Origin of the sequence: Micromonospora sp. NPDC005237 (assembly GCF_040607775.1) — a bacterium.
Taxonomy (GTDB): domain Bacteria; phylum Actinomycetota; class Actinomycetes; order Mycobacteriales; family Micromonosporaceae; genus Micromonospora.
The window spans coordinates 426884-453099 of the sequence record NZ_JBEXHJ010000001.1; the positions used below are offsets into that span (position 1 = coordinate 426884).

The window sequence follows — 26216 nt, forward strand, 5'->3', positions numbered from 1 at the left end:
GAATGATCGGGTGGAGATCCGGTCCGATGATGGTGCCCGGGTGCGGATCCGCCCGGTCGGCTACCAGCCTGGCATCGACCCGCCCGACGATCCCGAGCGGGCCGCGCCGGGATGGCAGGACTGGCTGCTCATCGAGGTGGACGCCCGCACCGCCGACGGCCAGACCTGGTCGCACCACTACCCGAGCCTGATGGTCGAGGAGGCCCGCGCGCTGGGCAGTTGGCTGCACGGTCAGGCGACGGCGGCCGGCGGGCCGACCCCGCCGCCGGCGATGGTCCGCTTCACCGAGCCCAACCTGGCCCTGCGCACCCGGGCGATCCGCCGCCGCCGGCTGGAGTTGACCGTCGAGTTCTCCGCCGAGTCGCTGCCCCCGTGGATGCGCCGGCCGACCAATGCCGTCTATCCGCTGGTCCTCACCGTCTCCGCGGACGCCCTCGCCGTCGCCGCCGACCAGTGGGCCGGGCACTGCGAGGCGTACCCGCCGCGTACCCGGTCGCGGTTTCCGGCCGACGGCCCACTGCTCGGCCCCCTGCCCCATCGGCGGCGCGCGGGCTGACCGGGGTACGGTGTTCCGCGTCAGCGACGAGAAGGAGGTGAGCCCCGTGAACACCAGTTGTCACGTCTGGGCGCCCTTCTCGTCCGTCCCCCTCAGCTGACGTCTTCGCGTCGGGGAGTGCGCCCTCCTTCATCGGAGGACACATGTCTGTTTCACCGTTCCGCATCGACGTCTCCGATGCGGTCCTCGACGACCTGCGGGCCCGACTGGCCCGTACCCGCTTCACCGACCGCAGCGGCGACCGACCGTGGCAGGGCGGCACCGATCCCGACTACCTGCGGGACCTGGTGTCCTACTGGCACGACGGGTTCGACTGGCGTGCCCGTCAGGCGGCGCTCAACGCGTACCCCCAGTATCTGGCGCTCGTCGGCGGCCGGAAGCTGCACTTCCTGCATGTCCGCGCGGCCCGCCCGGCCGGTACGCCCGCGCCGCCGCCGTTGCTCCTCAGCCACGGTTGGCCCAGCAGCTTCGTCGAGATGCTGCCCCTGGTCGACCGGCTGACCAGCCCTCTCGGTGGCGCGTTCGACGTGGTGGTGCCGTCACTGCCCGGCTTCGGCTACTCGGAGCTGCCCGACGTGCCGCTGACCCGGGCGGTCCTCGCCCGGACGCTGCATGAGTTGATGACCGACGTGCTCGGCTACGAGCGGTACGGCGCCTTCGGCGGCGACATCGGCGGTGTGGTCACCGGCTGGCTCGGTGCCCTGTATCCGGAGCAGGTGGCCGGCATCCACATGATCCATCCACCGTTCCCGGCCAGCTTCGACGACCGACCGCCCTCGGCGGCCGAGCGGGCGTTTCTGGACGCCGAGTCCACGTACGACGAGACCGACGGCGGCTACAGCGCCATCATGGGCACCCGGCCGGACACCCTCGCGGCGGCGCTGGCCGACTCCCCGGCCGGGCTGGCCGCCTGGCTCGTCGACAAGTACCGGGACTGGAGCGACAACCGCGGCGACCTGTCGAACAGCTTCGACACCGACACGCTGCTCACGATCATCACGCTCTACTGGGTGACCGGCACGATCGGCTCGTCGTTCAGGCAGTACGTCGACTTCGGCCACAACACGCCACGGCCGAACATCACCGTGCCCGCCGCGTTCACGGTGAGCACCGAACCCTCGCAGGCCAACTTCCCGCGGGAGATCGCCGAGCGGGCCTGCACCGACATCCGGCACTGGAGCGAACCCGGCCGAGGCGGGCACTTCATGCCGCTGGAGGAGCCGGACCTGCTCGCCGCTGAGCTGAGGGACTTCTTCACCTCGCTGCGCTCGTAGGGCTGCCGCTGCCGTCCTGATCGGCGGCTGCTCCGGTTCTCTGCCGGAGCAGCCGTCGGCGCCCGTCAATTCTCTCCTTTCGGGCGCAACGGGAGACATCGATTCGACGAGCGTTGCCTGTCACGTACGTGAGCGGTTGTACCGCGTGTGACCGTGACCGCACTGCTGGCACCTCCCTCCTGGCGGCTCGCCTGGGCCGAGCGCGAGAACAAGCGGCGTCAGCGCGCGTACCGCGACGCCACCGCCGCCTGGCGCCTACGCGGGGACCACCTGGTTCGGCTACGCATCGAAGCCGCCGGGTTCCTCGGGTGTACGCAGCCACGCACCGGCCTCCCCGTCGACCTCGACGTCGACGAACTCGTCTTCCGGGTCGTACCCGTCGCAGAGCTGGTCGAGGCGGAGGCCCGGCACGTCGCCGGCCTGCCCACGCCCGGCGGCTGCGCCTTCACCGAGACACCCGACGCGGCCCTGCCTGCGGGCCTGCGGAGCGTCGACAGTGGCATGGCCGTCGTGACCAGCCACCGCGTGGCCTTCGCTGGCCGCGAGCACCGGCGCGAGTGGCGGTACGCGGACCTGCGCGGCACCGCCCACCACCCCGGCGTGCCCGTCACCCTGCTGCACGACGACTGTCGACTCTCCGGGCTGCTGGTCCCGGCCAGCACCGCCGTGAACGTCCGCTTCTATCTCACCCTCGCGGCTGCTTCGGCTGCCGGGGATCGTGCCGCCGTCACCGCGCAGCTCGACGCCCTGCTGGCCGCGCACCAGGCATCCCCGCCCGTGCCACTGCCGGCGGTCGGGCCGGCCGACGCGCCGCTGACGGCGGTACGCCCCGACCGCCGGGCGCTCGCCGTCGCCGCCGTCGCGGCGGTGGTGTTCGCGGCGCTGGGCCCCGGTGCCGTGGGACCGTCGCAGACCGTCCCCCTGCGGCGGGCGGAGGCGGCGACCATCGTGCCCATCGAGCCGGCCGTACGGCACACCAGTGTGCTCGCCCCGCTACGGGCGCCCGCCGTCCTGGTGGCACCGCCGGCCCTGGTCCCGCCCGCCCGTCCGACCGAGCCGGCGCGGGCACCGGCGGCCGCCCCGCCCCGGCCCGCCGCGCCCGTCCCGTCCGCCGTTGTTGCTGCCGCTCCGGTCCCGACCACCGCCGCGGCGCCCCCCGCTGAGCCGGTGCCCTCCAGCCCTCCCGCCCCGTCGGCCAGCGCGTCGCCGACGTCCGCTCCGACGCCGACGGCCCCGCCCACGGCAGCCCGGCCCGCCGAACCGTCCCCGTCACCCACCACGACGCCCGATCCCACGCTGTTGACGGTGTGCCTGGATCCGCTGATACCGCTGGTGGACCGCCTGCTCTGCCCGCCGGCCGGGCCGTGACCTCGGGCTGCTGCTGCGGTCGGGTCAGGTCGTGGCGCCGAAGTCGGGCAGGGTGAGCGAGCCGTCCGGGCCGAGCGTGAAGCCGGGGTTCCAGGCGATCTCCCAGACGTGACCGTCCGGGTCGGCGAAGTAGCCGGCGTAGCCGCCGTAGAACGTCTCCCGCGCCGGCTGGGTCACCTCGGCCCCGGCCTCGCTCGCGGTGGCCATCACCTCGTCGACCTCCGCGCGTGAGCGGACGTTCTGGGCCAGGGTGATTCCGCCGAAGCCACCCGTGTCCGGGTTGGGGACGTCCGCGTCGGCGGCCAGCTTGTCGCGGCTCCACAGGACGAGGGCCAGGCCGCCGGCCTGAAAGAAGATCGTCCCCTCGACCTCCTGGCCGCGCCAGCCGAGGCGCTCGTAGAACGCCTTGGCGCGTGGCAGGTCCGAGACGCCGAGGGTGATCAGGCTGATCCGCTGCTCCATCTTCGTAACCTAACGCGGGAGCCCTCGGCAGCCGGCCCCGACGTTGCCGGTAGACCAGAGCAATCCAATGTATCTACAATCATCGCTGTTAACGCTCACACTCGTCCCAGTGCTGAGGCAGTGACGCCGTGCCGATGTGACGATCGGCGCGCGCCGGGTGAACGCCCGGCAGCCGGCGGCTGCTCGGTCCGGCCGGCCCCGCTCCCAGACGGTTGCCGGCTGCCCGTGGCGACCCCACCGGTCGGCCCATGCCCTCGGCCAGCTCGACCAACCCAGGGGAGAAAGCTATGCGAACGAGGGCACGATGGCTCGCGACGCTCGCCGCGCTCGGTGTCGTGGTCGCCGGAGTGGTGACACCCACCGGGCCGGCCAACGCGGAATCCAACGGCGGGGTGCGGGTGATGCCGCTCGGCGACTCCATCACCGAGGGCACCCAGGTGCCCGGCGGGTACCGCATCGGGCTCTGGCAGCGTCTCGCCGCCGGCCGGTACACCGTGGACTTCGTCGGATCGCAGTTCAACGGGCCGGCCAGCCTGGGCGACCACGACCACCAGGGGCATCCCGGCTGGCGTATCGACCAGATCGACGCCAACATCGTCGGCTGGCTGAACACCCAGCGACCGCAGACCGTCCTGCTGCACATCGGCACCAACGACATCCTGCAGAACTACAACGTGAGCACCGCGCCGAACCGGCTCTCCACGCTGATCGACCGCATCACCAGCACCGTGCCCACCGCCGAGGTCTTCGTGGCGCAGCTCATTCCGCTCTCCAACAGCGGCCAGGATGCGGCCGCCCGCACCTTCAACGCGGCGATCCCCGGCATCGTGCAGAGCAAGGTGAACGCCGGCAAGCGGGTGCACCTGGTCGACATGCACAGCGCTCTCACCACCGCCGACCTGATCGACGGCGTCCACCCCACGGCCGGCGGCTACGACAAGATGGCCGCCCGCTGGTACAGCGCGTTGCAGTCGGTGCCCGGAAGCATCGGCAACCCGAGCAGCGGCGGCGGACAGACCACCACGATCGTGGGCACCCGGTCCGGCAGGTGCGTCGACGTCCCCGGCTCCTCCACCACCAACGGCACCCAGGTGCAGTTGTGGGACTGCCACGGCGGCACCAACCAGCAGTGGACCTACACGTCCAGCAAGGCGCTGACCGTGTACGGCAACAAGTGCCTTGACGCCGCCGGCTACGGCACCTCCCCGGGCACCCAGGTCACCATCTACGACTGCCACGGCGGGACGAACCAGCAGTGGAACGTCAACGCGAACGGCACCATCACCGGAGTGCAGTCCGGCCTCTGCCTGGACCCGTACAACCAGGGCACCGCCAACGGCACGAAGCTCGTCCTCTGGACCTGCACCGGCCAGGCCAACCAGCAGTGGAGCCGCAGATGAAGCAGCCAACACGATGGCTGACGGCCGCGCTCGCGCTGGTCCTCGGCTTGGCGATGGCGACAGCGACACGGGACGCGGCCGCCGCGGACAGCCCGTACCAGCGGGGTCCGGATCCGACCCCGGCCAGCGTCGCCGCCACCCGCGGTCCGTTCGCCACGACACAGGCGACAGTGCCCGCCGGCAACGGCTTCAACGGTGGGTACGTCTACTACCCGACCGACACCAGCCTGGGCACCTGGGGCGCGGTAGCGATCGTTCCCGGCTATTCCGCCCTGTTCGCCAACGAGGAAGCCTGGATGGGGCCCTGGTTGGCGTCCTTCGGCTTCGTGGTGATCGGCATCGAGACCAACAGCCGCACCGACGGCGCCGACGCCCGCGCCACCCAGCTGCTCGCGGCACTGGACTACCTCACCCGAACCAGCCCGATCCGCAACCGGGTCGATCCCAACCGGCTGGGCGTCATGGGCCACTCGGCGGGCGGGGCCGGAACCCTCCTCGCCGCCCTCCGGCGGCCGACCCTGAAGGCGGCGGTCGGCCTCGCACCCGGTACGCCCGGCAACAACCTGAACATGGCCACCACCCAGGTCCCCACCATGCTCCTGTCGGGACAGAACGACGGCACGGTCACGCCCTCCTACGTGCAGGGCATCTACAACACTCTGCCCGCCGGCGTGGAACATGCCTGGGCGGAGCTGGCCGGCAACGACCACCTCTCGTTCACCAGGTCGAACCCGACCGTGATGCGACTCCTGATCCCCTGGCTCAAGACGTTCCTGGACAACGACAGCCGCTACACCCAGTTCCTCTGCCCACTGGCCGACAGCACCGGCGTCTCGCGGTACAACGCCACCTGCCCCCTGGTTCCGCCGGACGGGCCGACGTCACCACCCACGACCACGCCGCCCACGTCCGCTCCGCCCACGTCCACCCCGCCAACCACGAGTGCGCCGACCACGCCGCCACCATCCGGCGCTGCCTGCACCGCGACGTACCGCACCGTCAACTCGTGGTCCGGTGGCTTCCAGGGCGAGGTCACCGTGACCGCGGGCACCGCCGCCATCAACGGCTGGACCGTCACGTGGAACCTCAACAACGGCCAGAGCATCAGCCAAGTTTGGAACGGCACCCTGAGCACCAGCGGCTCCACCGCGACGGTCCGCAACGTCTCCTACAACGGGTCGCTCGCCCCCGGCGGCACGACGACCTTCGGCTTCCTCAGCTCGGGTACGCCAGCCGCCACCTCACCGACCTGCGCCCGCTCGTGAGCAGTCGTCGGTGGTGAGCGCGCGTCGTGCGGCTCGGAGCGGAGCCGCCGGTCGATTGCCGCGCCCTCGGCCAGCGTCACGTGACGCTGGCCGAGGGCGCGGCGCGCTGGCTACGCGGCGATGATGCGGGCCGTGGCGTAGACGTCGGCGGGTAAGGCGTGGTGGAGCCGCCAGAGAATCCGCATCGGGCGCCGGGTGTGTGACTCGTACGTCATGATCCCGGCGTAGAGGTACGGCGGCGCGCGCCCAGGTCGGCCATCGAGTCTTATGAACAGGTGCATAATTGAGCCGCGCGACGTGTAGCGCCGCCCCGTCGTCAGTGCCGAAGAAGCTGGTTCCGGGATTTTGCTTGAGCCTCCTGGAACCAGCCATCCTCTAAGAGTTAATCTGCTCAGGTACTCGCGTCTTGCGTCGACCGCTGTTCCAGGCAGCGAGAATTAGCTTATAACAAGCACTCACGCGACCACCTCCGCCTGCCTGCTGGGTGCCGAAGCCGCTGGCGAACGAATTGCATTCGCCAATCCAGCGTGTCGCGTTTCCCCTTTTTGCAAGTTTGGCCGATAGTGCCTTGTCGTCGACGTGCTCGCCGTGTCGGCCGAGGAACGTGCCCAGGCCTCCAATTAGCGTGCCGTCCCAGCAGCGGCCCTCATCTCGACCCCACGCCTCTGCGGCAACGTCAAGCGTGCGAGCCAGAATCTCTGGGCCGTACTGATCGGTGATTCGGAGGATCCCAGACACTGCGCCAATGCTGTTCGTGCTTGTGCTTCCGACTCTTAACCCTCGCTGAATTAAAACGGCCTCTGTGTCAGTGAAAAGCGGAAGCGCTGCAGTTAGGCCGACTTTGTATTCATCGAGAGCGCCAGGCTTGGCGCCTTCGCGATTCTTCAGGAGGAAGAGGGTCGCTTCGCCCTGCACCGTGAGTCCGTGATGAACCTCAGCTGGTAAAGTCGTTATACCCGCGAGGCGAGCGGCGTGGACACGGTGCTGTCCATCTACTATGTAACATTCGCCATTGTCACGTTTGCTTACGGCGATCCCTCCGGCAGCTTCACGAATAAATTTCTCGGCGAGCTTCTGTGCGCGCCTTGAGTTAAGCATCCGTTGGGCATCTTTGTGCACCTTGAGATCTGCAAGGGGGAATTCGTCAACCAGCTCGAGGCGGTGAGGGGCGAGTTGGTATTCGTATTTAGGCAAAGCGCTGCCTTCCGTGGCCCGCGTGGGGAATGCCAACTGGCGGGAATGCGGGCGGCTACGGACTTTCGCATTCGCAAAGGCTTCTTGTCAAGACCTTACGGATGTCAATATCGGATTTCCGACAGCTTTCTGCCCGCGGTCATCTGGCAGTGTTGCTAGCGAGAAATCCTCGGCTATCCCCGGCAGTGGTTCATTTGCCGCGGCTCCCTCGTTGGTAGTATTTGCGGCAGTTAATCAGTGCCCGAAGTCGCTGAGGCCGAGCGAACCTTGACGGGGTCGCTGTCAAGGATGGCGACGATAAGGTCGACCGCCTCGTTCGCCGGGGTATGTTCCCAGACTCTCGCGACCCTCCAGCCGGATTGCTGCAGGGCCGCGTCTGTCAACATATCCCGGTTTCGGTTGCGGTCTATCTTGCTATGCCAGTAGCCGGTGGGGTCTTTTGGCATTCTGCCATGTTCCGGGCAGCCATGCCAGAAGCAGCCATCAATGAAGATGGCTAAGCGTTGGCGAGTGAAGACTATATCCGGACGTACAGCTCTTTGTGGAAGCGTCAGCCGCATCCCAACTCTGTAACGCTTTCCTCTCGCAAAGAGAGCACGTCGAACAGCGAGCTCCGGCTTGGTGTCACGGCTTCGGTTCGATCGCATTGTGCGGGAAGCGGCGGAAGGTGGGGGAGTTGAAGGCAGCCTCTGTTTCTGGTCTAAGCTAGAAAAGACCATCAGGCTCTTCTACCTCGCCCTCGCGACCTTCGATCTCGATGGTGCCGCCAAGTGCTTCGAAACGCTTCCGGGTGAGAGCGTTCAGTCGTTCGGTTTGAGTGACAAGCGCCCGCCGGAGCCCCTTCGAAACCTTGCGCTCGCTAATGTTTTTGGCGAGTAGCGAGATGGTCTGCGCTCGCCGAGCGATCCGGATATCCGGATGACTGCGGTCAGGAAATATCTCATCGGGAATGATTACCCGAGTTACTGCAGGTGGCAGCTCCTGATATACGCTTGCAGCGATGTCGCCTTCGTTTAGGATAGCGCCAAATGCGCTGCTCTCGAGCAACTGCCGATAAACCGTGTACTCGAAAGGATCTAGGGCTGCCTTCCGCTTTTTTGGAGGCATGTCACCGATATGCGGCAGCGACCACACCGAGACGGTGTGAACCTCGAAAGGATCAAGAACGTATTTCGCTACCGCATCTGATCGTTGGCCCGTCAGATGGCGGCCGATTCGCGCGCCGATACCCTCCGCCGTCTGACCAACATAGATCGGTTCACCGTCGTAGTCGTAGAAGGCGTAGATTCCCGCCTTGGCTTGGCCGATCGTTTGGCTAGGCCTCATTGGATCGGGAGTCTTGAGTGCCAGGCCGATAGCGGTTCGGATCGCTTTGACTTCGCGCGGGAGTTCGTTTGTCGTCAAATCGATTTTTCGTAGCTCCACTCCGCCTCCATGTCCGTGTGGCCGAAAGGAAGAGAGCTTACTCGACATCGACTTCGACGTCTGGCCTCAGCACTGGCAGAAGGTAATGCTCCCCGATCCACCTCACAACATCTACGACTACAGCGTCGCCGAACCCGAACAGCTGTTGGTTGGGCGTTCCGGCAACGAGCTTGTAGGACCCTGCTCCCATGAGGTTCGCGTACTCGCGTGGCGTCATCCAGCGAATCTGAGGTTCGCGTCCTTTGCCGACTTTCACGAGAGCCTGCTTGCTTGAACCACCTCCAGTGGTTCGCAGGCAGCCGGCGATAGCGTCTCTCCTCAGTTCCCACATTGAGACCCCTTGCCGAGTGCGGCGGTAAGCGCTCCGATAAGTGACGGTATCGGCGGTGCGCAGCGCTTCGAAGCGAGTCAACTGAACTTCGCTTAGAGAGCTGACGAAGGCTTGCACTCGATCCGGTTTCCACCACAGCTCGTCTGGGACCTCCTCAAGGATGCCGTCGAGGTTCTCCGGTCCCTTGGGGAGAGGTGGCAGGCTGAGATAATGCATATCAATCTGGTCACGGTGCCGTGCATGGATCGCTTGGATCCAGGTTGGCCGAATGTCACTCACCTCTGGCACCCCGAGGAGAGCATCTTTCGGCAGATCTTGCTTCTTGACGCCAACGATGAACATGCGGGGCCGAGACTGCGGCACGAAGTGCCGGGCGTCGATTGCAAGAACGTCCAGTGAATACCCAAGGTTTGACATGCAGTGAAGGGCATCGGAGAGATCTTGGCCGCCACGGCTAGTGGCAAACCCGTGCACATTCTCTAGCAGCACGACCGAGGGGCGTATTGCCATCTCTTGCAGGACGCGGGCGAATTGCCAGAACATCCCAGACTGCGCGCCAACTAGTCCCTTCCGATTGCCTGCCAGCGAAAGATCGATGCAGGGGAAGCTGCTCGTGGCAAGCTCGATGCGTTCAGGCAGGTCGCTTGCCATCACATCTCGAATATCTCCGACCTGGAAATGCTCGGAGGCATTGGGATGGTTCGCAGCGTAGGCATTGTACTTGGCGTGCTTGATATCGTTCGCCCAGACGACGTCCACGCCAAGCGGCTCGAGTGCGGTACGGACTAGGCCGATTCCCGCGAAGAACTCCGCGGCCCGGATGGGTGCGACCTTCATGCGTCCTCCCTCGCCCGTCTCTGCTGACCCTATAGCTCGGGCTTCGAGGCGACGGTCAACCACACGCTGATGTGTTGATTCGATCATAGGTTCTAGCCAGCCTGCACCGATAGCCGGGTGTTTTGCTCGTATTTGTCTTGTTTTTCGGTTCAACGTGATCTCCGAGTTGACTTGTTCGGACGAAGACCGTTTGCGTGAGAGGCGCGGACGTCCTCGCGGAGGCTTGTCTTCGATAGGCTCAGAGGCCGCGCCTGTCTCCATGTATGTCTTGCTGATCTAACCGGCGTCGAGCCGAGGTGCTGGTGGTTACCTCGTCTTCGACCAGCTTTTCACTCGGCTGTCCGTTCGCATGGCTCGGGCTTGTTCGCGCCGGTCACACGCCGGCCGACGCCGAGGCTTGGGCTGCGCGGATCCCTGCTCTTGGCCGCCGCAACTGAAGAGTCGGTGACCGGCTTCGCCGAAGGGCTGGTGCGGCTGTGGCACGGCAAGTACCTCACGGCACCGGCACCGGGCCATGACCCGTTGCTCGACGCGGCTCTGCACTGGGCGGCTCACCGTAGTCGGCCGCCAGCAAGCAATGGCGTCAGGAGCGTCGTGCGCAGCGCGCCCGCTCGATAACCGCGTTCCAACGACCCGGGGCTGGAGTGAGCGTCCTCCCGTCGGCGATGACAACACCGGCGGCGCGCAGCACCGCCAGGCGGCTTGCATACGCCGGATGGGCGGCCAGCTCCGCCTTGACGTGCGGAAAGGCGAGGATCGGTAGGCCCGCGCCCAACGACTCGTTGAGGACACCGAGCGCCAGCGTGTCGTTGATGCCCAGCGCCCACTTCGTCACCGTGTTGAACGTGACCGGCGCGGCCACCACCACATCGGCCGGTGGGTGCGGCTCGGGGTCGCCGGGCATGCGCCACTCGACGCGTACGAGGTAGCCGGTCTTTTCTTGCAACGCCGCCCGATCGAGCCACGGCGCGGCCGTGGGACTGACGATCATGCACACCTGCCAGCCGTCGGCGATCAGCAGGTCGACCAACTCGTCGATGTACTCCGCGGGGCCGGCGGCGCAGACGACCAGATACAGCACCGGGCGTTCCGTCATGACCGCAGTCTGCCCGAGTCGGACGACGTGCGATCGACTGGATACGAGCCGGGTTGTCGTGGCGTCTCTCAGAATTTGACGCGCACGTCGTCGGTGCTGATGAGCTGCCCGGCTCCGATGAACCTGCGGGCAACCAACAGGCCCGCCTCGTGTGCGGGTTGTCCTCCGTGGCTGGCGGACGCGTCCGTCACGAACCACGGTGTCAGGTCACGCTCGAAGGCGTCGACCGCTGACTTCAACACGCAACTCTCCGTCGCTACACCACAGAACAGCAGGTCGGTCCATCCCTCCTGTTCCGTCAGGGCAGCGCCGTCGGCTGAGAAGTACGAGTAGATCTTCTTGTCGATCACCGCTCTGGCACGGCTCGCATGATCCGCCAGCTCGGGCACGATCTCCGTCTCGGGAGGATGCTGCACCGAGGACCAATGGATCAGTCGTTCGAATGGGCTGCCGGGGTAGTTGTGGTAGCGAGTGAACACCACCGGCCGCCCGGTCGCCTCCCAATGCTCGACCAGCTCGACGACCTTGGGGATGACGCCCCGGCTTCGATCGTTGATGAAGCCGTTCTGCATGTCGATGACGATCAGCGCGGCGCGTCTCTCACTCATTCGCCGACTCTGCCACTCAACGCCGCAGTCTCGCGAAGGGCGACCTGCGCCTGCATCAGACGTGCCGGTAGGCCGCTCGTTGAGAGCGTCGCCTCGCGCATCATGCAGTGCTGCGCCGTCTCGCGGGCCCTGGCTGTCGTCAATCGGGAGTGGGCAGCGCGCAGAAAACGCCAGCCGAACTCGGGCGGCATGACCGGGTCTCGCCCGTCTTCGACCTGGCGCTCGATGTGGCGGCAGTAGGCCCAGAGCATCTGCACGTCCACCTCACAGGACACCAGGTCGTCAACCATGAGCGCCCGCTCGGGTGACAGGGCATGGTAGGCGACTCCTGCCCAACTGGCGTAGCCGACCGAGACTCCCTGCACGCCGAAGGGCTGAAGGGAGGGCTGATCGAAGCCTAGGGCTAGCAACCGGCGCTCGACGTGGTCACCCACTGGTTCGGGACAGGACTTTGCGTGACGGTTGACCAGCACGGACGGCAGGCTCATCAAGCGCAGGGCGTTCTCAAGCTCGTCCCCGGTCCAGGCCGACTCCTCCAGGACGTACATCGACAGCACGTACTCGGGCCCGACGTTGGCGGAGGAGGGAAGAGGCGAGAGAAGTCTCGCAACCTGCTCGGCTGCCCAGGGCACGTCATTCTCGTAGCTGGCGTATCGCCATGCCGCCAGGGCGGCCAGAGCAGAAAAGTGCAGCTGCTGCGCGATGTGCAGCACTATGACACCGCAGGCGAAGACGTGAGCGGTACACATTCCCCCTGGATGGGGTAACCCCGCGACTGCGACCTCCAGCCACTCGTGGTGACGTGGCTGGAAGGCTCCTTGCGCCACCAACTCCGCGGCTGCGGCTGCGCCCACATAGGCCGGAATGAACTTGTGGGACTGGACCCTGTAACCCGTACTGACCGTGCTGGGCTGGGGGGCGGCTCTGCTGGTGGTGCTGACGAAGCGATCTGCCACCTGGCTGTCGGCTCTACTCAGCACAGTGTCTAGAGCGGCCTGCATCTCCGGTCGAGGATGAACCGCTTCTCGGCCTGCCTCCCACTTGGAGACGGTGCGCTCACTGACACCGAGGTTCTCCGCGAAGTCGCGAATGCTCATCCGCAGCGCTTGGCGCAGCGCACGGGTTTCGCGGCCTGTCCACGCTTCGACAGTCGGCAAAGCTCTCGCCTCCCATCGCATCATGGCCGCTTCCGGCAGCCTATCGGCTCCCGGTGCAGCGTAGGTACAGCGCAGATACAGCGAGTAGTCATACCGGGAAGCCAAGGGCCTGGCCAGGGTGGACGCATGGCCCGGGGCGGGTGCTGGCTCCGGAGCTGCGCCGGCCCTCAACGGCGCAGTCCCGCACCCGCCCGCCCCGGCGCCACTCCATCCGTCGACGTCTCGGAGCCGCCATGACCACCCCTGAGCAACCCACGACACCGGCCGACCTGGTCGCCCGCTGGCTGCGCCTGGTCGCGGCGGACGCGGAGCTGTCGCCGTACCTCATCGGGGTTGATCTAGGCCGGCTCGCCGCGCACCTGGTCACCGTGCTCGACGGGAACGCAACTCAATGGTGCGGTCTGGGGCTGTCGGAGGCGCAGCATCGGCGGGTCGTCGACTACCTGGAGGGCGTCCTGCGGGCGGCCGAGCTGCCGGACTGCCGGATTGCCCAGGTCAGGCGGGCGTTCGAGGTGGCCGCATGAGCCTCGCCGCCGCTTGGGCGTCGGCCGCCGACCGGGCGGCCGCCGACTTCTGGTGCACCCTGGAGGACCGCCGCCCCGGGCTGCTGCCGCAGCGCGAGGCGGCGCTGTTCTTCGCCGCGCTTGGCGGTCTCGTGGCCGGCGATGACGACCGGGCGGGCCGCGCGGCGCTGCTCATGGTGCTCGGCCGCGCGTACCGTCGCTACGACCTGCTCCCACACGCCACCACCATCGGCGACGCGCTGCTCGCCACCCTGGCCCGGCACGCACCGCATCCCCTGTGGACGACCGTCGGGGAGCGAGCTGTGGACCGCGCCACGCACGCCGTCCGTCGCGCCGCCGCCCGCGTCGGCGACGGCCCGGCCTGGTGGCCCGCCCAGGTGATCGGCCACGATCGGCCGTCGCCGGGCATCGCCATCCTGACGGTACGTCCCTGGCGGCGGCTGCCCCACCACCCCGGCCAGGCCGTCCCCGTCTGCACACCACGCCTGCCCGGCCGCTGGCGCTGGCTCTCCCCGGCCAACCTCCCACGCGCCGACGGCACCGTCGAGCTGCACGTCCGCGCCGTACCCGCCGGCGCCGTCTCCCACCGCCTGGTCCATGAGGTACGCCCCGGAGAGCTGCTCTGGCTCGGCCCACCCGGCAACACCGGCCTACGCCTCGACCCGACGCGTACCGGCGACCTGCTGCTCGTCGCCGGTGGCACCGGCCTGGCACAGCTACGCGCCCTGGTCGAACAGGTCGCCGCCGCACCGGACGGCCGACGGGTCACCCTGATCGTCGGCGTCCGCGCCTTCGTCGACCTGTACGACGCGATAGCGCTCGACAAGCTGCAATGCGCCCACGACTGGCTGACGATCGTGCCGGCGTTCTCCGACGACCCCTGCGCCGAGCCGGCAGAGCAGGGCGACGCCCTCACCATCGCCCTCGACCACTACCGATCCGACCAGGACATCTACCTCTGTGGCCCGCCCGCGATGCTGGCTGCCGCGCGACCACGGCTGTTCGCCCTCGGTGTCCCCGCCGCCCGCATCCACCTGCCGGAGAGCTTCACCCGCTGATGGCCGTCTACCGCAGTCGACACACCCTGACCGGGCCGCTCACCCCCGACCGGGTCGCCGCCCTGGACCTGCCCCGCACCCGACTCGGACGCCGTGGCTACGAACCCGAACACGTCAAAGCGCTGCTCCACCGCCTCGCCCACGAGTTGCACGAACAGGGCCGCCAACTCGACCTCGCCCAAGCCGAGAACCACCGCATCAAGAACGCCCTGCGCACCTGGCAGACCCGACAGACCAGGACCCGGCACGACATGTCGCGTACGCCGGACGTTGCAGGAGGTCCGGATGCGTGAGCTGCTGGATGCGGCGACGCGGCAGCGGCTCAGTCTTGCCGAGTACGACGCCGACTTTTACGCGACCGTCGAGTCGACCGACGGCCCCATCCTCAAGAGCGAGCGGACCCAGACGTTTCGCGAGCCGGGCAGCCCCCGTTGGGAGGCGTACGCCGATGGCCAGTGGGAGGAGCTTCGGATCGCTGCCGAGCCGAATCCGGAGGCGTTAAGGCCCATTCGGGCACCACGAGCCGAGCATGTCGGTCCAACTATTCGGTACCACCGCACAAATGATCAAGGCCCTGGGTTGGCTGATTGCTGATTATGGTCAACCGTCCAGGCGATGGCCCATTCAGGATCGGACCACCGAGGGTGTTCCTGTGCAACCCAATCCGTCACCTGACGCGGGCAATGGTTACCCGCAGCCATCGGACCCGACCCAGCCGATCTCACCGACCGCGTCGTACCCGACCGCGCCCGGCCAATATCCACCGCCGCAGGCCGCGCCGTATTCCGGCCCGCCCGCCGTTCATCCGCCGCAGTCGGCTGTGCCGTACTCGGGCCCGCCGGTGGGTTACCCGCCGCAGTCGGCTGTGCCGTACTCGGGCCCGCCGGTGGGTTACCCGCCGCAGTCGGCTGTGCCCTACTCCGGCCATCCGGCCGCGTATCCGCCGGGGCCGTACGCGCCCCAACCGCCCATTCCGCCCTACCAGGCATACCCGTACCCGGCTCAGCAGGCGCCCTATCCGCCGCAGTTCGCCGCGCCGATGCCTCCACCCGTCTATACCAGGGACTACATCGGCACCGGGTTCCACGTAGCCCACATCACGCTCTCCGTGCTCACCGGTGGATGCTGGCTGCCGGTATATGGCTTGCTCTACTACAAGAAGTCTCGACCGAAGACCGTGACCACCTACGGGCGGTGACGTCGAGTCATTTGCCTCCGACGGTATGACGACGGGCATCCCCGGCGCTGACGGGATCACGGAAACGGATTCGCATCGGTAGCGTTCGGGGATGCCCGATGCCGTAGATCTGCTGGCCGACTTCACCGCACCGCAGCCGTACACCAGGGACACGGTTGCCCGCGCTCCCCGCTCACCCGGCGTGCATGTGGTCCTGGAGCACGGTGTGGTCATCTATGTGGGACGAACGAAAAATCTCCGGGAGCGCCTTCGGCAGCATCTGACCGGAGACCGAATCGCGTCGGTCCTGCACGAACAGGTCGGCCACGAACTCGACAAGCGAGGCACCGAGGCGACCGCCTCCGACGTTGCGGACTGTTGGCTCAGCGCGAGGTCCGCTGGCACGAAACCGACAACCCGGAGGGCGCGAAGGAATCCCTGGTAGTGGCCTTGAAACCCCGCTTCAACCGACAGGTCCCCAAGTGGCGATGATGCGTCGGGAGCAGAAGGGACACCGTTAAGCGTCGAGGTGGCGCCGGATCTGAACGCTTCCGGGAGAGAAATACATGCGTACCAAGAAATAAGCCCAGCGGGGCGGTCCCGAGCGTCCGTACGCGTGCTCGGTCTCGTCGTGGCCGGAGCGGTGATCGCCCCGGCGAGCCCGGCATCCGCGGCGGTCCCCGGCCTGGTGCGAGTCTGCGCCACCAGCGTCAGCAACTCCACCGACTCTCACAGCGCCACGGCGACCTGCCCGGTCGGGAAGGTGCTGACCGGTGCCGGGTACGAGCTGAACGGGTCACCGGCGAGGGCATCGTGGACGGCTTCCGCCCCAGCGGTGGTCCCGTGACCGCCCCGACGTCGGCCGCCTCGGGTGCGTACGAGGAGGACGCGTTCGCCGGCACTGGTCCGACACGGCGTACGCCATCTGCGCCACGGCGTAGCAGTCACTCATCCGGTGTGGCCGCCCCGCGCGTCCGCGGAGCGGCTGCACCGTTGACCGGTCGGCTCAGGCGCCGCCCTGGCGTTGGACCCGTCCGTCGCCGGAGACCTTGGCCCGACCCAGGTCGCGTTCAGTGCCGGCGGGGCCGGTCGCGGTACGGCGGTGCCGTTGGTCGGGCGAGTGCTCCACGGGCGAACCCTGGCGGCCCGGAGCGCCGCTGCCCGGATGGCGCCGGCCTCGTGCCGACTCGCCGCCGCTGTCGTGTTTGTTCTGCTTGTGGCTACCCATGGCTTGCGCGTACCCGGTCACCCTGCGGCTAGTCATGGACCCAGGTCGGCGGCCGTGTCGGACCTGGAATGTAGGGCGGACGGCCGATCTGGAGCAGCCCGGCCTTTCGTGCGTATGAGGGAAACTCCGCCCCGGTACACGGCAGTCGGTGCTGTGTCTCGCGCAGTGCGTCGATGATGGCACCGGCGTTGACTTCGGTGAGCCTGCCGGATCGGCACCGATCTGCGAGAAGCCAGATCGTCCCGTGCACCTCCAGCCCGTAGGCACGGCCCACTTTGGTGGCAATGCGGTCATCGGTGACCGCCGTACCGCCGCGTATCTCGGCCGCTGCGAAGACGCTCGCCTCACCGACGTCTCGTCTGTCGGCGCCGATACGGCGTACCCAATCCGAAAAGCACCGGATCTCGGTGATTGTGTCGAGTGCGATGACGTCGATCCAGGCAAGCTTCAGCGCCGCGGTGAGAGCCGGCTCCCGCTGCGCACTGGTGCGGAGCTCATCGAGCACGACGGCGGTGGTAGCCGCGCGCCTTCCAACGATCAGGCCGCCAGCACGTCGAGCCGGTCGGCGAGGGCGAAATGGTGCAGCACGGTGGTGTCGAAGACGAGCAGTGGCTCGCAATCCTGACCTGCGTTGCTCACGGTGCCAGGTCTGTTTCATCGCGTGCCGGCAGGTCGTCCAGCCCGATCTGGCCATGCAGGAGTTCGACCGCGCGGGCGTCCGATACGAGATACCGGCGCCACGCCTCCATGACGGCGTGCGAATAACCCGGCGGTACGCGAATGGCGTCGAGATCTGGCTGGGGGGCCCAGCCAACCGCATCCATGATCTCCGCCCGGGTTGGGGTGGTTCGGCTCCAGCGCGCCGCTGACGCATCGAGCCACCCAGCGCGTTCCGCCTGGCGCACGGTCAGGGACCATGACGTGCGGTAGCGCGCGGTGAGCTGGATCATCTCTTCGCGGGAGGCTGGACGGCTGTTGACATCGCCGAACGCGGCGACCGGAAGGAGCAGCTCGGCGGCGAAAGCGTTGATCAGACTTTCCCGATCGGCGCGGGAAACGTGTACCGCCAGATCGCTGGAGTATTCGTCGCCCAGAACCAGGTGGCCCAGCTCGTGGGCGGCGGTAGCTCGACGCCGGCCAGGATCTCCCTCCATGCTGACGACCGACACTGCCAGGTCCCCGTCCACCATCGATGCGCCTTCTCCCGGAAGGTCACTGACGAGGACGTACTGGCCGCTGCGTTCACAGAACTCCATCAGGGTGTCAATCGGCTCCGTACCAATCCCCCGCCTGTCACGCAGCCATCGAGCAGCGATACGGGCGTCATCATCGGAGGTGACACTCCCCTCGTACCGGACGGGACTGACGAGGGTGAGGGTGCCGGCGTCAAGTAGCTGGCGGACGTCCCTGAGCCAGGAGGCGAGTGTGATCTCCAGTCGTTGAGAACGCCTCGCCACGTCTGTGTCGTTGTCTTCGGCCATGAGTTCCGAGCGGCGCGAGATCACCGCCGATCGTCGCTCAAGCAGGTGATCGATAGGTACGTCGAGTGCGGCCGCGAGCCTGATGAGTTCCAAGGCGTCTACCCGCCGAACGCCGGACTCGATCTTGGCGATCATCGTTCGATCGAGGCCGAGTTGAGCACCCAGTTCGGCCTGAGAGAGGCCAGCCCCCAGTCGGGTCTGGCGCACCTGCTCGCCGACCGTCGTCCAGTCGCCGGTTTCGGTCATGGTGCGATAATCGCACGCGCCCTTGCTCTACGTCTCGACCGTAGCGAATCGACATTACGGATCTAGATGGCGTTTGCGCCCCTCGATACCCCGACATGGCGTTCTCGGCCGCCGGATGGTCGAGGCCGGCCATAACCTGCGGGCAGCGGAGATCCCCACGTAGGGCGGACTGCTCCGCGACTTGAGGGAGGTAAACATGCCCAGGCCATTACCGGGGGAGCAGGCCCCGATCACCGTAAAGCTGGACCGGTGGCGGGCGGGGTTGCCGCCGGACGCCTGGCCCGACAACTTCCCATCGAGCGGCGAGGTCTGGCGGCGCGACGCCTTCGCGGTGGCCGATGCGTACCGAGCCGGCTCGGCCACCGCCCGGCAACTGCTGACCGCTGTGCTGGTCTGGGGTTACGGACCCATCGGGTACGGGCCGTGGCGCACCGCCAGGTCGCTCGGCGCCGACCCCGATGGCAAACGCCTGGCGTACGCGCTTGAGGAGGTGTCCGCGTCAGCACCCGACGAGGACGCGTTGCGCACCGCGTACCGCCGCTTCCGCGACCCCAACCACGCTCGCCTGCCGTGGTTGGGGCCGGGATTGTTTACCAAGGTCCTCTACTTCGCCGGCTACCGGCGAGGGGTTGGCGGCGTGCAGCCGCTGATCCTCGACCGCGTCGTGGCCAGCCGTCTCCCCAGCGAGGCCGGCGTCGGCCGTCGTTTCGGCTGGTTGTCGGAGGAGTGGCTCGCGTACCTACGCTGGGCGGCCGACCAGGCGCAGGCTAAAGGCGTTGAGCCGGACGCGGTCGAGATGGCCGTCGTCAACGACCACTGAGACGGCTACGACACAGCGCGGAGGCGGGCGTCGAGGGCGTCGAGGTCGGGGACGAACCAGATGTGCCCGGCCTGGTTCGACTCGTGCACCAGAGCCCGTAGCGCCGAGCTGCCGTCCAGGTGCGCCGAGATGTCACCGACGACGGCGAGCCGCAGCCGGTAGTTGACGAACTTCTGCATCACGTCGCCGGCGAAGCGGGTGCCCAGCGAGAAGAAGCGTTCGTCGAGTCGGTTGGCCGGCACCGCGACCACCTGCGCGCCTGCGAAGGCCGCGCCGATCAGGTCCAGCGCGTCCTGTTCGGTGGCGACCGTCGGGCCGGCCGGGTCGCAGACCAGCACCGGCACCCCGGCGCGTTCCTGGATCTCGTCAGGCATCGTGGACTTCCCGGTCGAGTAGGCCGTTGTCGGCATTGAGGACGGCGTCGAGCAGGTGCAGCACCTCGGCGGTGCCGGCGGGATCACCGAGGATGATGATCTTCAGGCGGCGGCGGTCATCGTCGTGCACGGTCTGCACCCGCAACGGCCGGGCCGGATCGTGCCCGGTGTTGACGCTGGCCAGCACGAGCGTGCCGAGCCGGTCGGCGGCGGCCCGGTCGACACCGTCGATCTGCACGATGCTCGACACCTCGGCCTGGCCGGCCACGGTGGCGGCGGGCGGCCGTCCGGTGAGCACGTCGAGATCGCTGGCGGCGATCCGGTACTGCTTGCCGATCCGCACGGCGCGCAGCCGGCCGGAGCGGATGTAGCCGCGCACCGTCCGCACGTGCAGGCCGAGCTGGTCGGCAACCTGTTCAACCGAGTACATTTCTTCCATCATCGTTCCCTATCCTACCTCTACAGGGAACCATGCGGAATTATGCGCCGTCGGCTGTCACATCTCGACGCCCAGCGTCGGTGGGGTCCAGTACCGTCTGGGAACCATGGACGCGCGGGTCGGCGACGCCATCATCGGGCGGGATCACCCCGCGGCTCTGCTGCGCGCCGAGTTGGATCGGGCCGCCACGAGTCACGGCGGTTTCGTCCTGGTCACCGGTGAGCCGGGCATCGGCAAGACAACCCTCGTCACGTCGGTGGCGCGGGAGGCCCGCCGGCGTGGCGCGCTCGTGCTCGGCGCGGCCTGCTGGGATTCCGACAGCGCCCCCGGCTACTGGCCGTGGGTGCAGGTCTTGCGCGCCCTGCGCCGCTCCGCCGACGACTGGGCGCTCGCCCGACCGGACGCCGAGCCGGCCCTCGCCGCCCTGCTCGGCGAGACCGGCACCGGTGACGTGCCCGGCCTCGCCGCCACCTGGACCGCTCCGGACGAGGGCAGCCACGTCGCCGAGCAGGAGGCGTTCGCCCTGTACGACGCGGTGACCGCCGCGCTGGTCGCGGTCTCGGCGCACCGGCCGGTGGTGGTCGTCCTGGACGACCTGCACTGGGCCGACCCGGCCTCGCTGCGGCTGCTGGCGTTCGCCGCCCAGCACACCTGGTTCGAGCGGCTGTTGCTGATCGGCACGTACCGCGCCGCGGAGGTCGAGGCGCCGCGGCACGCTCGCGGGCGGCCGGCTTGCGCAGGCCGAGCAGGCGGGCGAGGAGCACCAGGTTCTCCGTACCGGTCAGGTCCTCGTCGACGGAGGCGTACTGGCCGGTGAGGCTGACCCGGCTGCGGACCTGGTCAGCCTCGGTCACCACGTCGTGCCCGAACACCCGCGCGGTGCCACCGTCGGGGCGCAGCAGCGTCGCCAGCACCCGGACCGCGGTGGTCTTGCCCGCCCCGTTCGGGCCGAGCAGGCCGTAGACGGTGCCGGCGGGCACCCGCAGATCCATGCCGGCCAGCGCCCGGGTCTCCCCGAACGAGCGGGTGAGCCCTTCGGCCTCGATGGCCAGGCCGGTGGAGCGTCTGTTCATCATCCGTACCTCTCGTCCGATGGCCGGGACGTCGTGGTTGGTGAGAGCAACGACGCCCCCACCACAAGGCGCGAGGTGAGGACCGACCGCCCGCTAGATCGGAACTAGCGGGCGCCGTTCCGGGCCGGAATGTCGGTGGGATCGGCTTGACTGGGGTCGACGAAGGGGACGGAATGGCGCAGGTACGCATCCAGCCGTGGCGCGAGGACGACCTCGACCTGCTGCGGCAGCTCAACTCACCGGACACGCGCAGACACACCGGCGGCCCGGAGACCGACGAGCAGGTGCTCGCCCGGCACGACCGGTACGTGCACTTCGCCGAGGGCGGCCAGGGGTGCATGTTCACCCTGGTGTTGCCGAACGGCGCGCGGGCGGGCAGCGTCGGCTACTGGGCCCGCGAGTGGCGCGACCAACCGGTGTACGAGCTGGGCTGGGCGGTGCTGCCCGCGTACCGGAGGCAGGGGCTGGCCACCGCCGCGGTGCGCGCGGCTCTCGACGTGGTCCGCGCCCGACGGGACCGGCGCTACGCGCACGCGTACCCGTCCGTCGACAACCCCGCCTCGAACGCGGTCTGCCGCAAGGCGGGCTTCATTCTGCTGGGCGAGACGGATTTCGAGTACCCACCCGGGCACCTGATGCGTGCCAACGACTGGCAGCTCGACCTGACCGCCCCGCCGGCCGACGGCTCCTGACCCGGGCGAAGAGCGCCATACCGCAGAGTCGTCCGGACGGCTCTGCGGTATGGCGCTCGAAGGACAGGTGCCCGCCGGGCGGCGGGCTCAGATCAGCGGGGCACGTAGGCGAAGGTGTCCGGGTTCGGGCCCTGCCGCCCGGCCTCACCCTTGTTCAGTGCGGTGATCCGCTCCATCGCCGCGTCGTCCAGCTCGAAGTCGAAGATGCGGGTGTTCTCCTCGATCCGCTTCGGCGTGGTCGACTTCGGGAAGATGATGTCGCCGCGCTGCACGTGCCACCGCAGCACGACCTGCGCCGGGGTGCGACCCACCTGCTCGGCGATGTCGACGATGGTCGGGTCGTCCAGCACCTTGCCCTGCGCGATCGGCGACCACGCCTCGGTGGCGATGTCGTGCTCGCGGCCGTAGGCGCGGACCTCGTCGTTGGTGAAGTACGGGTGCGCCTCGATCTGGTTGACCGCCGGCACCACGCTCGCCTCGTCGGCCAGCCGCTGCAGGTGCGGCACCTGGAAGTTCGACACGCCGATCGAGCGGGCCCGACCGTCGCGCTGGAACTCCTCCAGCACCTTCCAGGTCGAGACGTAGTCGCCGTCGTACAGCGTCGGCAGCGGCCAGTGGATCAGGAACAGGTCGATGTAGTCCATCTTCAACGCGGCCAGCGTCGAGTCGAACGCCTTGCGCGCGTCGTCCGGGAGGTGGAAGCCGTTGTTCAGCTTGCTGGTCACGTAGACGTCGCCCCGGTCGAGGCCGGACATGCGGATCGCCTCGCCGACCTCGGCCTCGTTGCCGTACATCTCGGCGGTGTCGATGTGCCGGTAGCCCGTCTCCAGGGCCGTGGTCACCGCCGCGACGGTGTCCTTCGGCTCGATCTGGAACACCCCGAAGCCGAGCTGCGGGATGGTGGTGCCGTCGTTCAGGCTGATATCAGGAATCGTGACTGCCACTGCGGCTCCTTCGCGTCTTCGTTACCCATCATCCATACCCGCGCGGGTGGACGATTCACCGTCCAACGCGAGGTGACGAGCGCAACGTCGGCCCGCTTCACCCGGTTGTGTCGAACAACACCGGCCAGGGCCGTGCCGCCGGCACCGAGGGCGGCGTGGGCGGTGCCGGCTCGGCGACGGCCAGCACCTCGGCGGCGAGCTGCCCGACCATCGGGGCCGCCGGATGCGCCGACCGTTGCGGCCAGACCGCCGAGGTGCGCTTCGTCAGCGAGGTGTCGGCGATCGGTCGCCACGCGATCCGGGGTTCCCGGCGGGCCAGCGTCGCCGGCTCCACGGCCACCCCACCGCCGGCCAGCACCAGCCCGAACAGGAATTCCGGGTTGCGTGCCGGCCGCACCCGCGCCGGCCGCCACCCGTGCCGCCGGCACACCGTGAGCAGGTGGTCGTGCCAGCCCGGCGCGGTGGCCCGGGGCGCGGCCACCAGGTCAAGGCCGGCCAGCGCCGCGAGCGGCACCTCCCGGCCTCGGGCCAGCGGCGAGGTCCGCGGCAGCAACACCCCCAGGGGTACGTCCACCGGGGCGCCGAAGCGCAGCCCGTCCGCCTCGACCGGATGGTGCACGAGCCCCACGTCCAACCGCCGCTCGGTGAGCATCCGCACCTGCTCGGCGGTGGTCAGCTCGTGCAACTCCACGTCCAGGCCGGGCGCCCGGCCGGTGAGCTGGTCCAGCAGCGCGCGCAGCGTCACCGCCGGGGTCTCCGGCGGCACACCCGCACGCAGGATGCCCAGCTCGCCCGCGCGGACCTGCCCCATGAGGTTGCGCAGCCGGCCCTCGCCGGCGAGCAGTTCCTCCGCCTCGGCGAGCAGCAGACCGCCGGCGGTGGTGAGCCGCACCTGGCGGCGGGAGCGGTCGAACAGCTCGACCGCGAGTTCCCGTTCCAGCCGCTGGATCGACTGACTCAACGGCGGCTGGGCCATCCCGAGCAGATCCGCCGCCCGCCCGAAGTGCAGCTCGTGGGCGACCACCACGAAGTGCCGCAGGTGCCGGAGCAGGTCCACGGCCCGGACCCTACGCCAGCGGCGGAACATCGCCACTGGATACCGTGCCCGGGTGGACGTCAGGGAGCGGATCGAGGCCATCTTCGCGGGCGTCGGGGTGACCGCCAGCCTGCACGCCGTGGACCTGGACGCGGTGGACGTGGACGCGGTGGACCCGGCGGCGGTGGGCCGGCAGGTCGGGGTGCGGGCCGACGAGCAGGTGGTGATCGCGTCGATCTTCAAGATCCTGCTGGTGCTGGAGTTCGCCCGGCAGGTCGACGCCGGCCAGCTCGACCCCACCGAACGGGTCCTGGTCACCGCCGCCGACCGGCTCGGCGGGTGGGGGCTGGCCGGCTGCGTCGACGACGCCGAGGTGTCGCTGCGCGACCTCGCGTACTTCGCCATGTCGGTCAGCGACAACACGGCCGCCGACCTGCTGCTGCGCCGGGTCGGCCCGGACCTGCTGCCGATGCTCGCCGCCGAGCTGGGCCTCACCCGCACCCGCGTTCTCGGCGGTCCTCGGGAGCTGGTCGAGATGATGCTCGCCGACGTGGGGGCGCGGACCGAGGCGGAGTTCGCCCGGATCTTCCCGACGCTGCCGGCGGAGCGGGTCCAGGCGATGCGGGTCTTCGACCCCGCGCACACCACCAGCAGCACCGCCCGGGAGATCACCCGGCTGCTCACCCTGATCTGGCGGGACGAGGCCGGGCCGCCGGCGGCCTGCGCGATGGTCCGCGGCTGGATGGCCCGGCAGCTCTTCTGGACCCGGCTGGCCGCCGGCTTCCCGCCTGGCGTCCGGGTCTCCGGCAAGACCGGCACCCTGCCCGGCCTGCACCTGGAGGCCGGCGTCGCCGAATATCCCGACGGCGGCCGGTACGCCATCGCCGTCTTCGCCCGCGCCGACGAGCTGACCCCGCGCCGGATCGACGTGGACCTGGCGACGGGAGAAGCCGCCCGTACGGCCGTCGAGGCGTTGCGCGGCGAGTGAGTTTCCGGGCGTCCGAGCGCCGAAGAGCAGTCGCTGAGCAGGCACGATATGCCATGACGTATGGGAGCTGACAGCCTTCGATCTTGGACTGGGACGCGGTGACGCTGGTTGGCTCGTGCCGACCGATCACCCGAGCACGGGGAGTAGATCAGCATGCCCAACCTCGACCGCCGTCGCTTCCTGCGGGACGCCGCAGCCACCACCGCCCTGGTCTCGGCCGGCGGCCTCGCCGCCACCTCGACCACCCCGGCCCAGGCCGCGCCGCCGGCCGCCGCGCCGACGCCCGCCAGCCGCCGTACCGGCGCGGTCAGCTTCCGCTGGTGGGGTACGGCCGGCTGGCGCATCGACATCGCCGACCGGACCGTCCTGGTCGACCCGTTCCTCAGCCGGATCGACACCGGGCTGTTCACCGGGGCGTTCACGACGGACACCCCGTTGACCGTGCGCGCCGACGTGATCGACCCGCGCGTCGACAAGGCCACGACCATCCTGGTCACGCACACCCACTGGGACCACTACATGGACGTCCCGTACATCGCGGCGCGTACCGGCGCCCGGGTGTTCGGCACGCTCACCGCGTACCACCTGGGGTTGGCCTCCGGGGTGCCGTCGACGCAGCTCAGCGCCGTGAAGGGCGGGGAGGTGCTCGACTTCGGCGACCACAGCGTCGAGGTGGTCGGCTCGCTGCACAGCCGCAACGCGTCGTACTCCGTGGCCTTCCCCGGGGTGCGGGTGAGCCAGCCGGCGCGGCCGGCGACCATCGCCGACCTCCCGGAGGGCGACACGCTGGGCTACCTGCTGCGGGTCGAGCGCGGCCCGTCGGTCTACTTCACCGGAGCCAGCGACGTCGCCGAGCGCAACCTCACCGGCCTGGCGCCGGACGTGGCGATGGTGGCCATGCAGAGCGCCACCACCACCGGCGACTACCTGCCCCGGCTGCTGGCCGGTCTCGACTACCCGAAGGTCGTGGTGCCGGTGCACTGGGACAACTTCGAGACGCCGTTGCGGAACCCGCCGGTCGTCGCGCCGGCCGACCGTGACCGGCTCGACGACATGATCGCGGCGGTGCGTCGGATCTCGCCGCGCAGCCGGGTGCTGGTGCCCGAGTACGAGACCGCGTACCACTTCTGACCGGTCCCGGGCGGGCGTCCGCGCCCGCCCGG

General features: G+C 68.8%; 30 protein-coding genes and 2 pseudogenes. 16 read left to right on the forward strand and 16 right to left on the reverse strand.

Annotated features, from left to right (window positions below):
- The first annotated feature begins 10 nt into the window (after window positions 1-10).
- The 3 genes from ABZT87_RS02065 to ABZT87_RS02075 all read left to right on the forward strand — a co-directional run bounded on the left by ABZT87_RS02065 (window position 11) and on the right by ABZT87_RS02075 (window position 3198).
- Window positions 11-556, forward strand: coding sequence for a hypothetical protein (locus ABZT87_RS02065; protein ID WP_355063125.1), 546 nt, complete (start codon window positions 11-13; stop codon window positions 554-556).
- A gap of 143 nt (window positions 557-699) precedes the next feature.
- Window positions 700-1830: an epoxide hydrolase family protein gene (locus ABZT87_RS02070; RefSeq protein ID WP_355132998.1), complete on the forward strand. Its 1131-nt coding sequence runs from the start codon at window positions 700-702 to the stop codon at window positions 1828-1830.
- A 153-nt stretch (window positions 1831-1983) separates the two neighbouring features.
- Window positions 1984-3198 (forward strand): hypothetical protein, encoded by a 1215-nt coding sequence (locus tag ABZT87_RS02075; protein ID WP_355133000.1) that lies wholly within the window; start codon window positions 1984-1986, stop codon window positions 3196-3198.
- A 24-nt stretch (window positions 3199-3222) separates the two neighbouring features.
- Here ABZT87_RS02075 and ABZT87_RS02080 read toward each other — a convergent pair whose 3' ends face one another.
- Complete coding sequence (locus ABZT87_RS02080) at window positions 3223-3660, reverse strand: VOC family protein (protein ID WP_355133002.1); 438 nt, start codon at window positions 3658-3660, stop codon at window positions 3223-3225.
- A gap of 287 nt (window positions 3661-3947) precedes the next feature.
- Between ABZT87_RS02080 and ABZT87_RS02085 the strand changes: the two genes are divergently transcribed.
- Together ABZT87_RS02085 and ABZT87_RS02090 are read left to right on the forward strand one after the other, a co-directional pair.
- Entirely contained in the window at window positions 3948-5060 is a 1113-nt protein-coding gene (locus ABZT87_RS02085) for a ricin-type beta-trefoil lectin domain protein (RefSeq protein WP_355133004.1), read from the forward strand.
- The gene (locus tag ABZT87_RS02090) at window positions 5057-6325 is read left to right on the forward strand and encodes a cellulose binding domain-containing protein (protein ID WP_355133006.1); all 1269 of its coding nucleotides are present in this window, start codon (window positions 5057-5059) and stop codon (window positions 6323-6325) included. Before ABZT87_RS02085 ends, ABZT87_RS02090 begins: the two co-directional genes overlap by 4 nt.
- A 375-nt stretch (window positions 6326-6700) precedes the next feature.
- Here the strand turns inward: ABZT87_RS02090 and ABZT87_RS02095 are convergent, their stop codons facing one another.
- The 7 genes from ABZT87_RS02095 to ABZT87_RS02125 all read right to left on the reverse strand — a co-directional run bounded on the left by ABZT87_RS02095 (window position 6701) and on the right by ABZT87_RS02125 (window position 12997).
- Window positions 6701-7519, reverse strand: coding sequence for a DUF6551 family protein (locus ABZT87_RS02095; protein WP_355133008.1), 819 nt, complete (start codon window positions 7517-7519; stop codon window positions 6701-6703).
- A 230-nt stretch (window positions 7520-7749) separates the two neighbouring features.
- Window positions 7750-8238 carry a very short patch repair endonuclease gene (locus tag ABZT87_RS02100; RefSeq protein ID WP_355133010.1) on the reverse strand — a complete coding sequence of 163 codons (489 nt, stop codon included), beginning with the start codon at window positions 8236-8238 and terminating at the stop codon, window positions 7750-7752.
- The gene (locus ABZT87_RS02105; protein WP_355133012.1) at window positions 8225-8944 is read right to left on the reverse strand and encodes a GIY-YIG nuclease family protein; all 720 of its coding nucleotides are present in this window, start codon (window positions 8942-8944) and stop codon (window positions 8225-8227) included. The genes ABZT87_RS02100 and ABZT87_RS02105 overlap by 14 nt, the downstream gene beginning before the upstream one ends.
- A gap of 37 nt (window positions 8945-8981) precedes the next feature.
- A complete protein-coding gene (gene dcm, locus ABZT87_RS02110) occupies window positions 8982-10112 on the reverse strand; it encodes a DNA (cytosine-5-)-methyltransferase (RefSeq protein ID WP_355133014.1) in 1131 nt (376 codons plus the stop codon).
- A gap of 583 nt (window positions 10113-10695) precedes the next feature.
- Window positions 10696-11208: a flavoprotein gene (locus ABZT87_RS02115; RefSeq protein ID WP_355133016.1), complete on the reverse strand. Its 513-nt coding sequence runs from the start codon at window positions 11206-11208 to the stop codon at window positions 10696-10698.
- Between the two features lie 68 nt (window positions 11209-11276).
- Entirely contained in the window at window positions 11277-11816 is a 540-nt protein-coding gene (locus ABZT87_RS02120) for a cysteine hydrolase (RefSeq protein WP_355133017.1), read from the reverse strand.
- Complete coding sequence (locus ABZT87_RS02125) at window positions 11813-12997, reverse strand: helix-turn-helix domain-containing protein (RefSeq protein ID WP_355133018.1); 1185 nt, start codon at window positions 12995-12997, stop codon at window positions 11813-11815. Before ABZT87_RS02125 ends, ABZT87_RS02120 begins: the two co-directional genes overlap by 4 nt.
- 209 nt (window positions 12998-13206) lie before the next feature.
- Between ABZT87_RS02125 and ABZT87_RS02130 the strand changes: the two genes are divergently transcribed.
- The 6 genes from ABZT87_RS02130 to ABZT87_RS02155 all read left to right on the forward strand — a co-directional run bounded on the left by ABZT87_RS02130 (window position 13207) and on the right by ABZT87_RS02155 (window position 16177).
- Complete coding sequence (locus ABZT87_RS02130) at window positions 13207-13497, forward strand: hypothetical protein (protein ID WP_355133020.1); 291 nt, start codon at window positions 13207-13209, stop codon at window positions 13495-13497.
- Window positions 13494-14555: an FAD-binding oxidoreductase gene (locus tag ABZT87_RS02135; RefSeq protein WP_355133022.1), complete on the forward strand. Its 1062-nt coding sequence runs from the start codon at window positions 13494-13496 to the stop codon at window positions 14553-14555. Before ABZT87_RS02130 ends, ABZT87_RS02135 begins: the two co-directional genes overlap by 4 nt.
- Entirely contained in the window at window positions 14555-14848 is a 294-nt protein-coding gene (locus tag ABZT87_RS02140) for a hypothetical protein (RefSeq protein ID WP_355133024.1), read from the forward strand. Before ABZT87_RS02135 ends, ABZT87_RS02140 begins: the two co-directional genes overlap by 1 nt.
- Entirely contained in the window at window positions 14841-15149 is a 309-nt protein-coding gene (locus ABZT87_RS02145; protein WP_355133026.1) for a hypothetical protein, read from the forward strand. Before ABZT87_RS02140 ends, ABZT87_RS02145 begins: the two co-directional genes overlap by 8 nt.
- Window positions 15118-15753: a hypothetical protein gene (locus ABZT87_RS02150; RefSeq protein ID WP_355133028.1), complete on the forward strand. Its 636-nt coding sequence runs from the start codon at window positions 15118-15120 to the stop codon at window positions 15751-15753. Before ABZT87_RS02145 ends, ABZT87_RS02150 begins: the two co-directional genes overlap by 32 nt.
- 91 nt (window positions 15754-15844) lie before the next feature.
- On the forward strand, window positions 15845-16177 hold the full coding sequence (locus ABZT87_RS02155) for a GIY-YIG nuclease family protein (protein WP_355133030.1): 333 nt from the start codon (window positions 15845-15847) through the stop codon (window positions 16175-16177).
- Window positions 16178-16738: 561 nt separating this feature from the next.
- Here ABZT87_RS02155 and ABZT87_RS02160 read toward each other — a convergent pair.
- The 3 genes from ABZT87_RS02160 to ABZT87_RS02170 all read right to left on the reverse strand — a co-directional run bounded on the left by ABZT87_RS02160 (window position 16739) and on the right by ABZT87_RS02170 (window position 18687).
- Entirely contained in the window at window positions 16739-16861 is a 123-nt protein-coding gene (locus tag ABZT87_RS02160) for a hypothetical protein (RefSeq protein ID WP_355133032.1), read from the reverse strand.
- A 127-nt stretch (window positions 16862-16988) separates the two neighbouring features.
- On the reverse strand, window positions 16989-17465 hold the full coding sequence (locus ABZT87_RS02165) for a hypothetical protein (RefSeq protein WP_355133034.1): 477 nt from the start codon (window positions 17463-17465) through the stop codon (window positions 16989-16991).
- A gap of 130 nt (window positions 17466-17595) precedes the next feature.
- Window positions 17596-18687 carry an XRE family transcriptional regulator gene (locus ABZT87_RS02170; RefSeq protein WP_355133036.1) on the reverse strand — a complete coding sequence of 364 codons (1092 nt, stop codon included), beginning with the start codon at window positions 18685-18687 and terminating at the stop codon, window positions 17596-17598.
- A 196-nt stretch (window positions 18688-18883) separates the two neighbouring features.
- Here ABZT87_RS02170 and ABZT87_RS02175 point away from each other — a divergent pair, with 196 nt between their 5' ends.
- Complete coding sequence (locus ABZT87_RS02175; protein WP_355133038.1) at window positions 18884-19507, forward strand: hypothetical protein; 624 nt, start codon at window positions 18884-18886, stop codon at window positions 19505-19507.
- 5 nt (window positions 19508-19512) lie between these two features.
- Here ABZT87_RS02175 and ABZT87_RS02180 read toward each other — a convergent pair whose 3' ends face one another.
- Window positions 19513-19881 (reverse strand): DUF4180 domain-containing protein, encoded by a 369-nt coding sequence (locus ABZT87_RS02180; RefSeq protein ID WP_355133040.1) that lies wholly within the window; start codon window positions 19879-19881, stop codon window positions 19513-19515.
- The gene (locus ABZT87_RS02185; protein WP_355133042.1) at window positions 19874-20323 is read right to left on the reverse strand and encodes a helix-turn-helix domain-containing protein; all 450 of its coding nucleotides are present in this window, start codon (window positions 20321-20323) and stop codon (window positions 19874-19876) included. The genes ABZT87_RS02180 and ABZT87_RS02185 overlap by 8 nt, the downstream gene beginning before the upstream one ends.
- A gap of 157 nt (window positions 20324-20480) precedes the next feature.
- On the opposite strand from ABZT87_RS02185, the pseudogene ABZT87_RS02190 reads away from it, so the two are divergent.
- Window positions 20481-21023: pseudogene (locus ABZT87_RS02190) on the forward strand (ATP-binding protein); the annotation flags it as partial.
- A gap of 7 nt (window positions 21024-21030) precedes the next feature.
- Here ABZT87_RS02190 and ABZT87_RS02195 read toward each other — a convergent pair.
- A pseudogene (locus ABZT87_RS02195) lies at window positions 21031-21393 on the reverse strand (ATP-binding cassette domain-containing protein); the annotation flags it as partial.
- A gap of 173 nt (window positions 21394-21566) precedes the next feature.
- Here ABZT87_RS02195 and ABZT87_RS02200 point away from each other — a divergent pair.
- Window positions 21567-22085 (forward strand): GNAT family N-acetyltransferase, encoded by a 519-nt coding sequence (locus ABZT87_RS02200; protein WP_355133044.1) that lies wholly within the window; start codon window positions 21567-21569, stop codon window positions 22083-22085.
- Between the two features lie 92 nt (window positions 22086-22177).
- Here the strand turns inward: ABZT87_RS02200 and ABZT87_RS02205 are convergent, their stop codons facing one another.
- Window positions 22178-23029 (reverse strand): aldo/keto reductase, encoded by an 852-nt coding sequence (locus ABZT87_RS02205; protein ID WP_355133046.1) that lies wholly within the window; start codon window positions 23027-23029, stop codon window positions 22178-22180.
- 97 nt (window positions 23030-23126) lie between these two features.
- Window positions 23127-24086 carry a LysR family transcriptional regulator gene (locus tag ABZT87_RS02210; protein WP_355133048.1) on the reverse strand — a complete coding sequence of 320 codons (960 nt, stop codon included), beginning with the start codon at window positions 24084-24086 and terminating at the stop codon, window positions 23127-23129.
- 52 nt (window positions 24087-24138) lie between these two features.
- Between ABZT87_RS02210 and ABZT87_RS02215 the strand changes: the two genes are divergently transcribed.
- Window positions 24139-25053 (forward strand): serine hydrolase, encoded by a 915-nt coding sequence (locus tag ABZT87_RS02215; RefSeq protein ID WP_355133050.1) that lies wholly within the window; start codon window positions 24139-24141, stop codon window positions 25051-25053.
- 153 nt (window positions 25054-25206) lie between these two features.
- On the forward strand, window positions 25207-26184 hold the full coding sequence (locus tag ABZT87_RS02220) for an MBL fold metallo-hydrolase (RefSeq protein ID WP_355133052.1): 978 nt from the start codon (window positions 25207-25209) through the stop codon (window positions 26182-26184).
- Window positions 26185-26216: the final 32 nt, after the last annotated feature.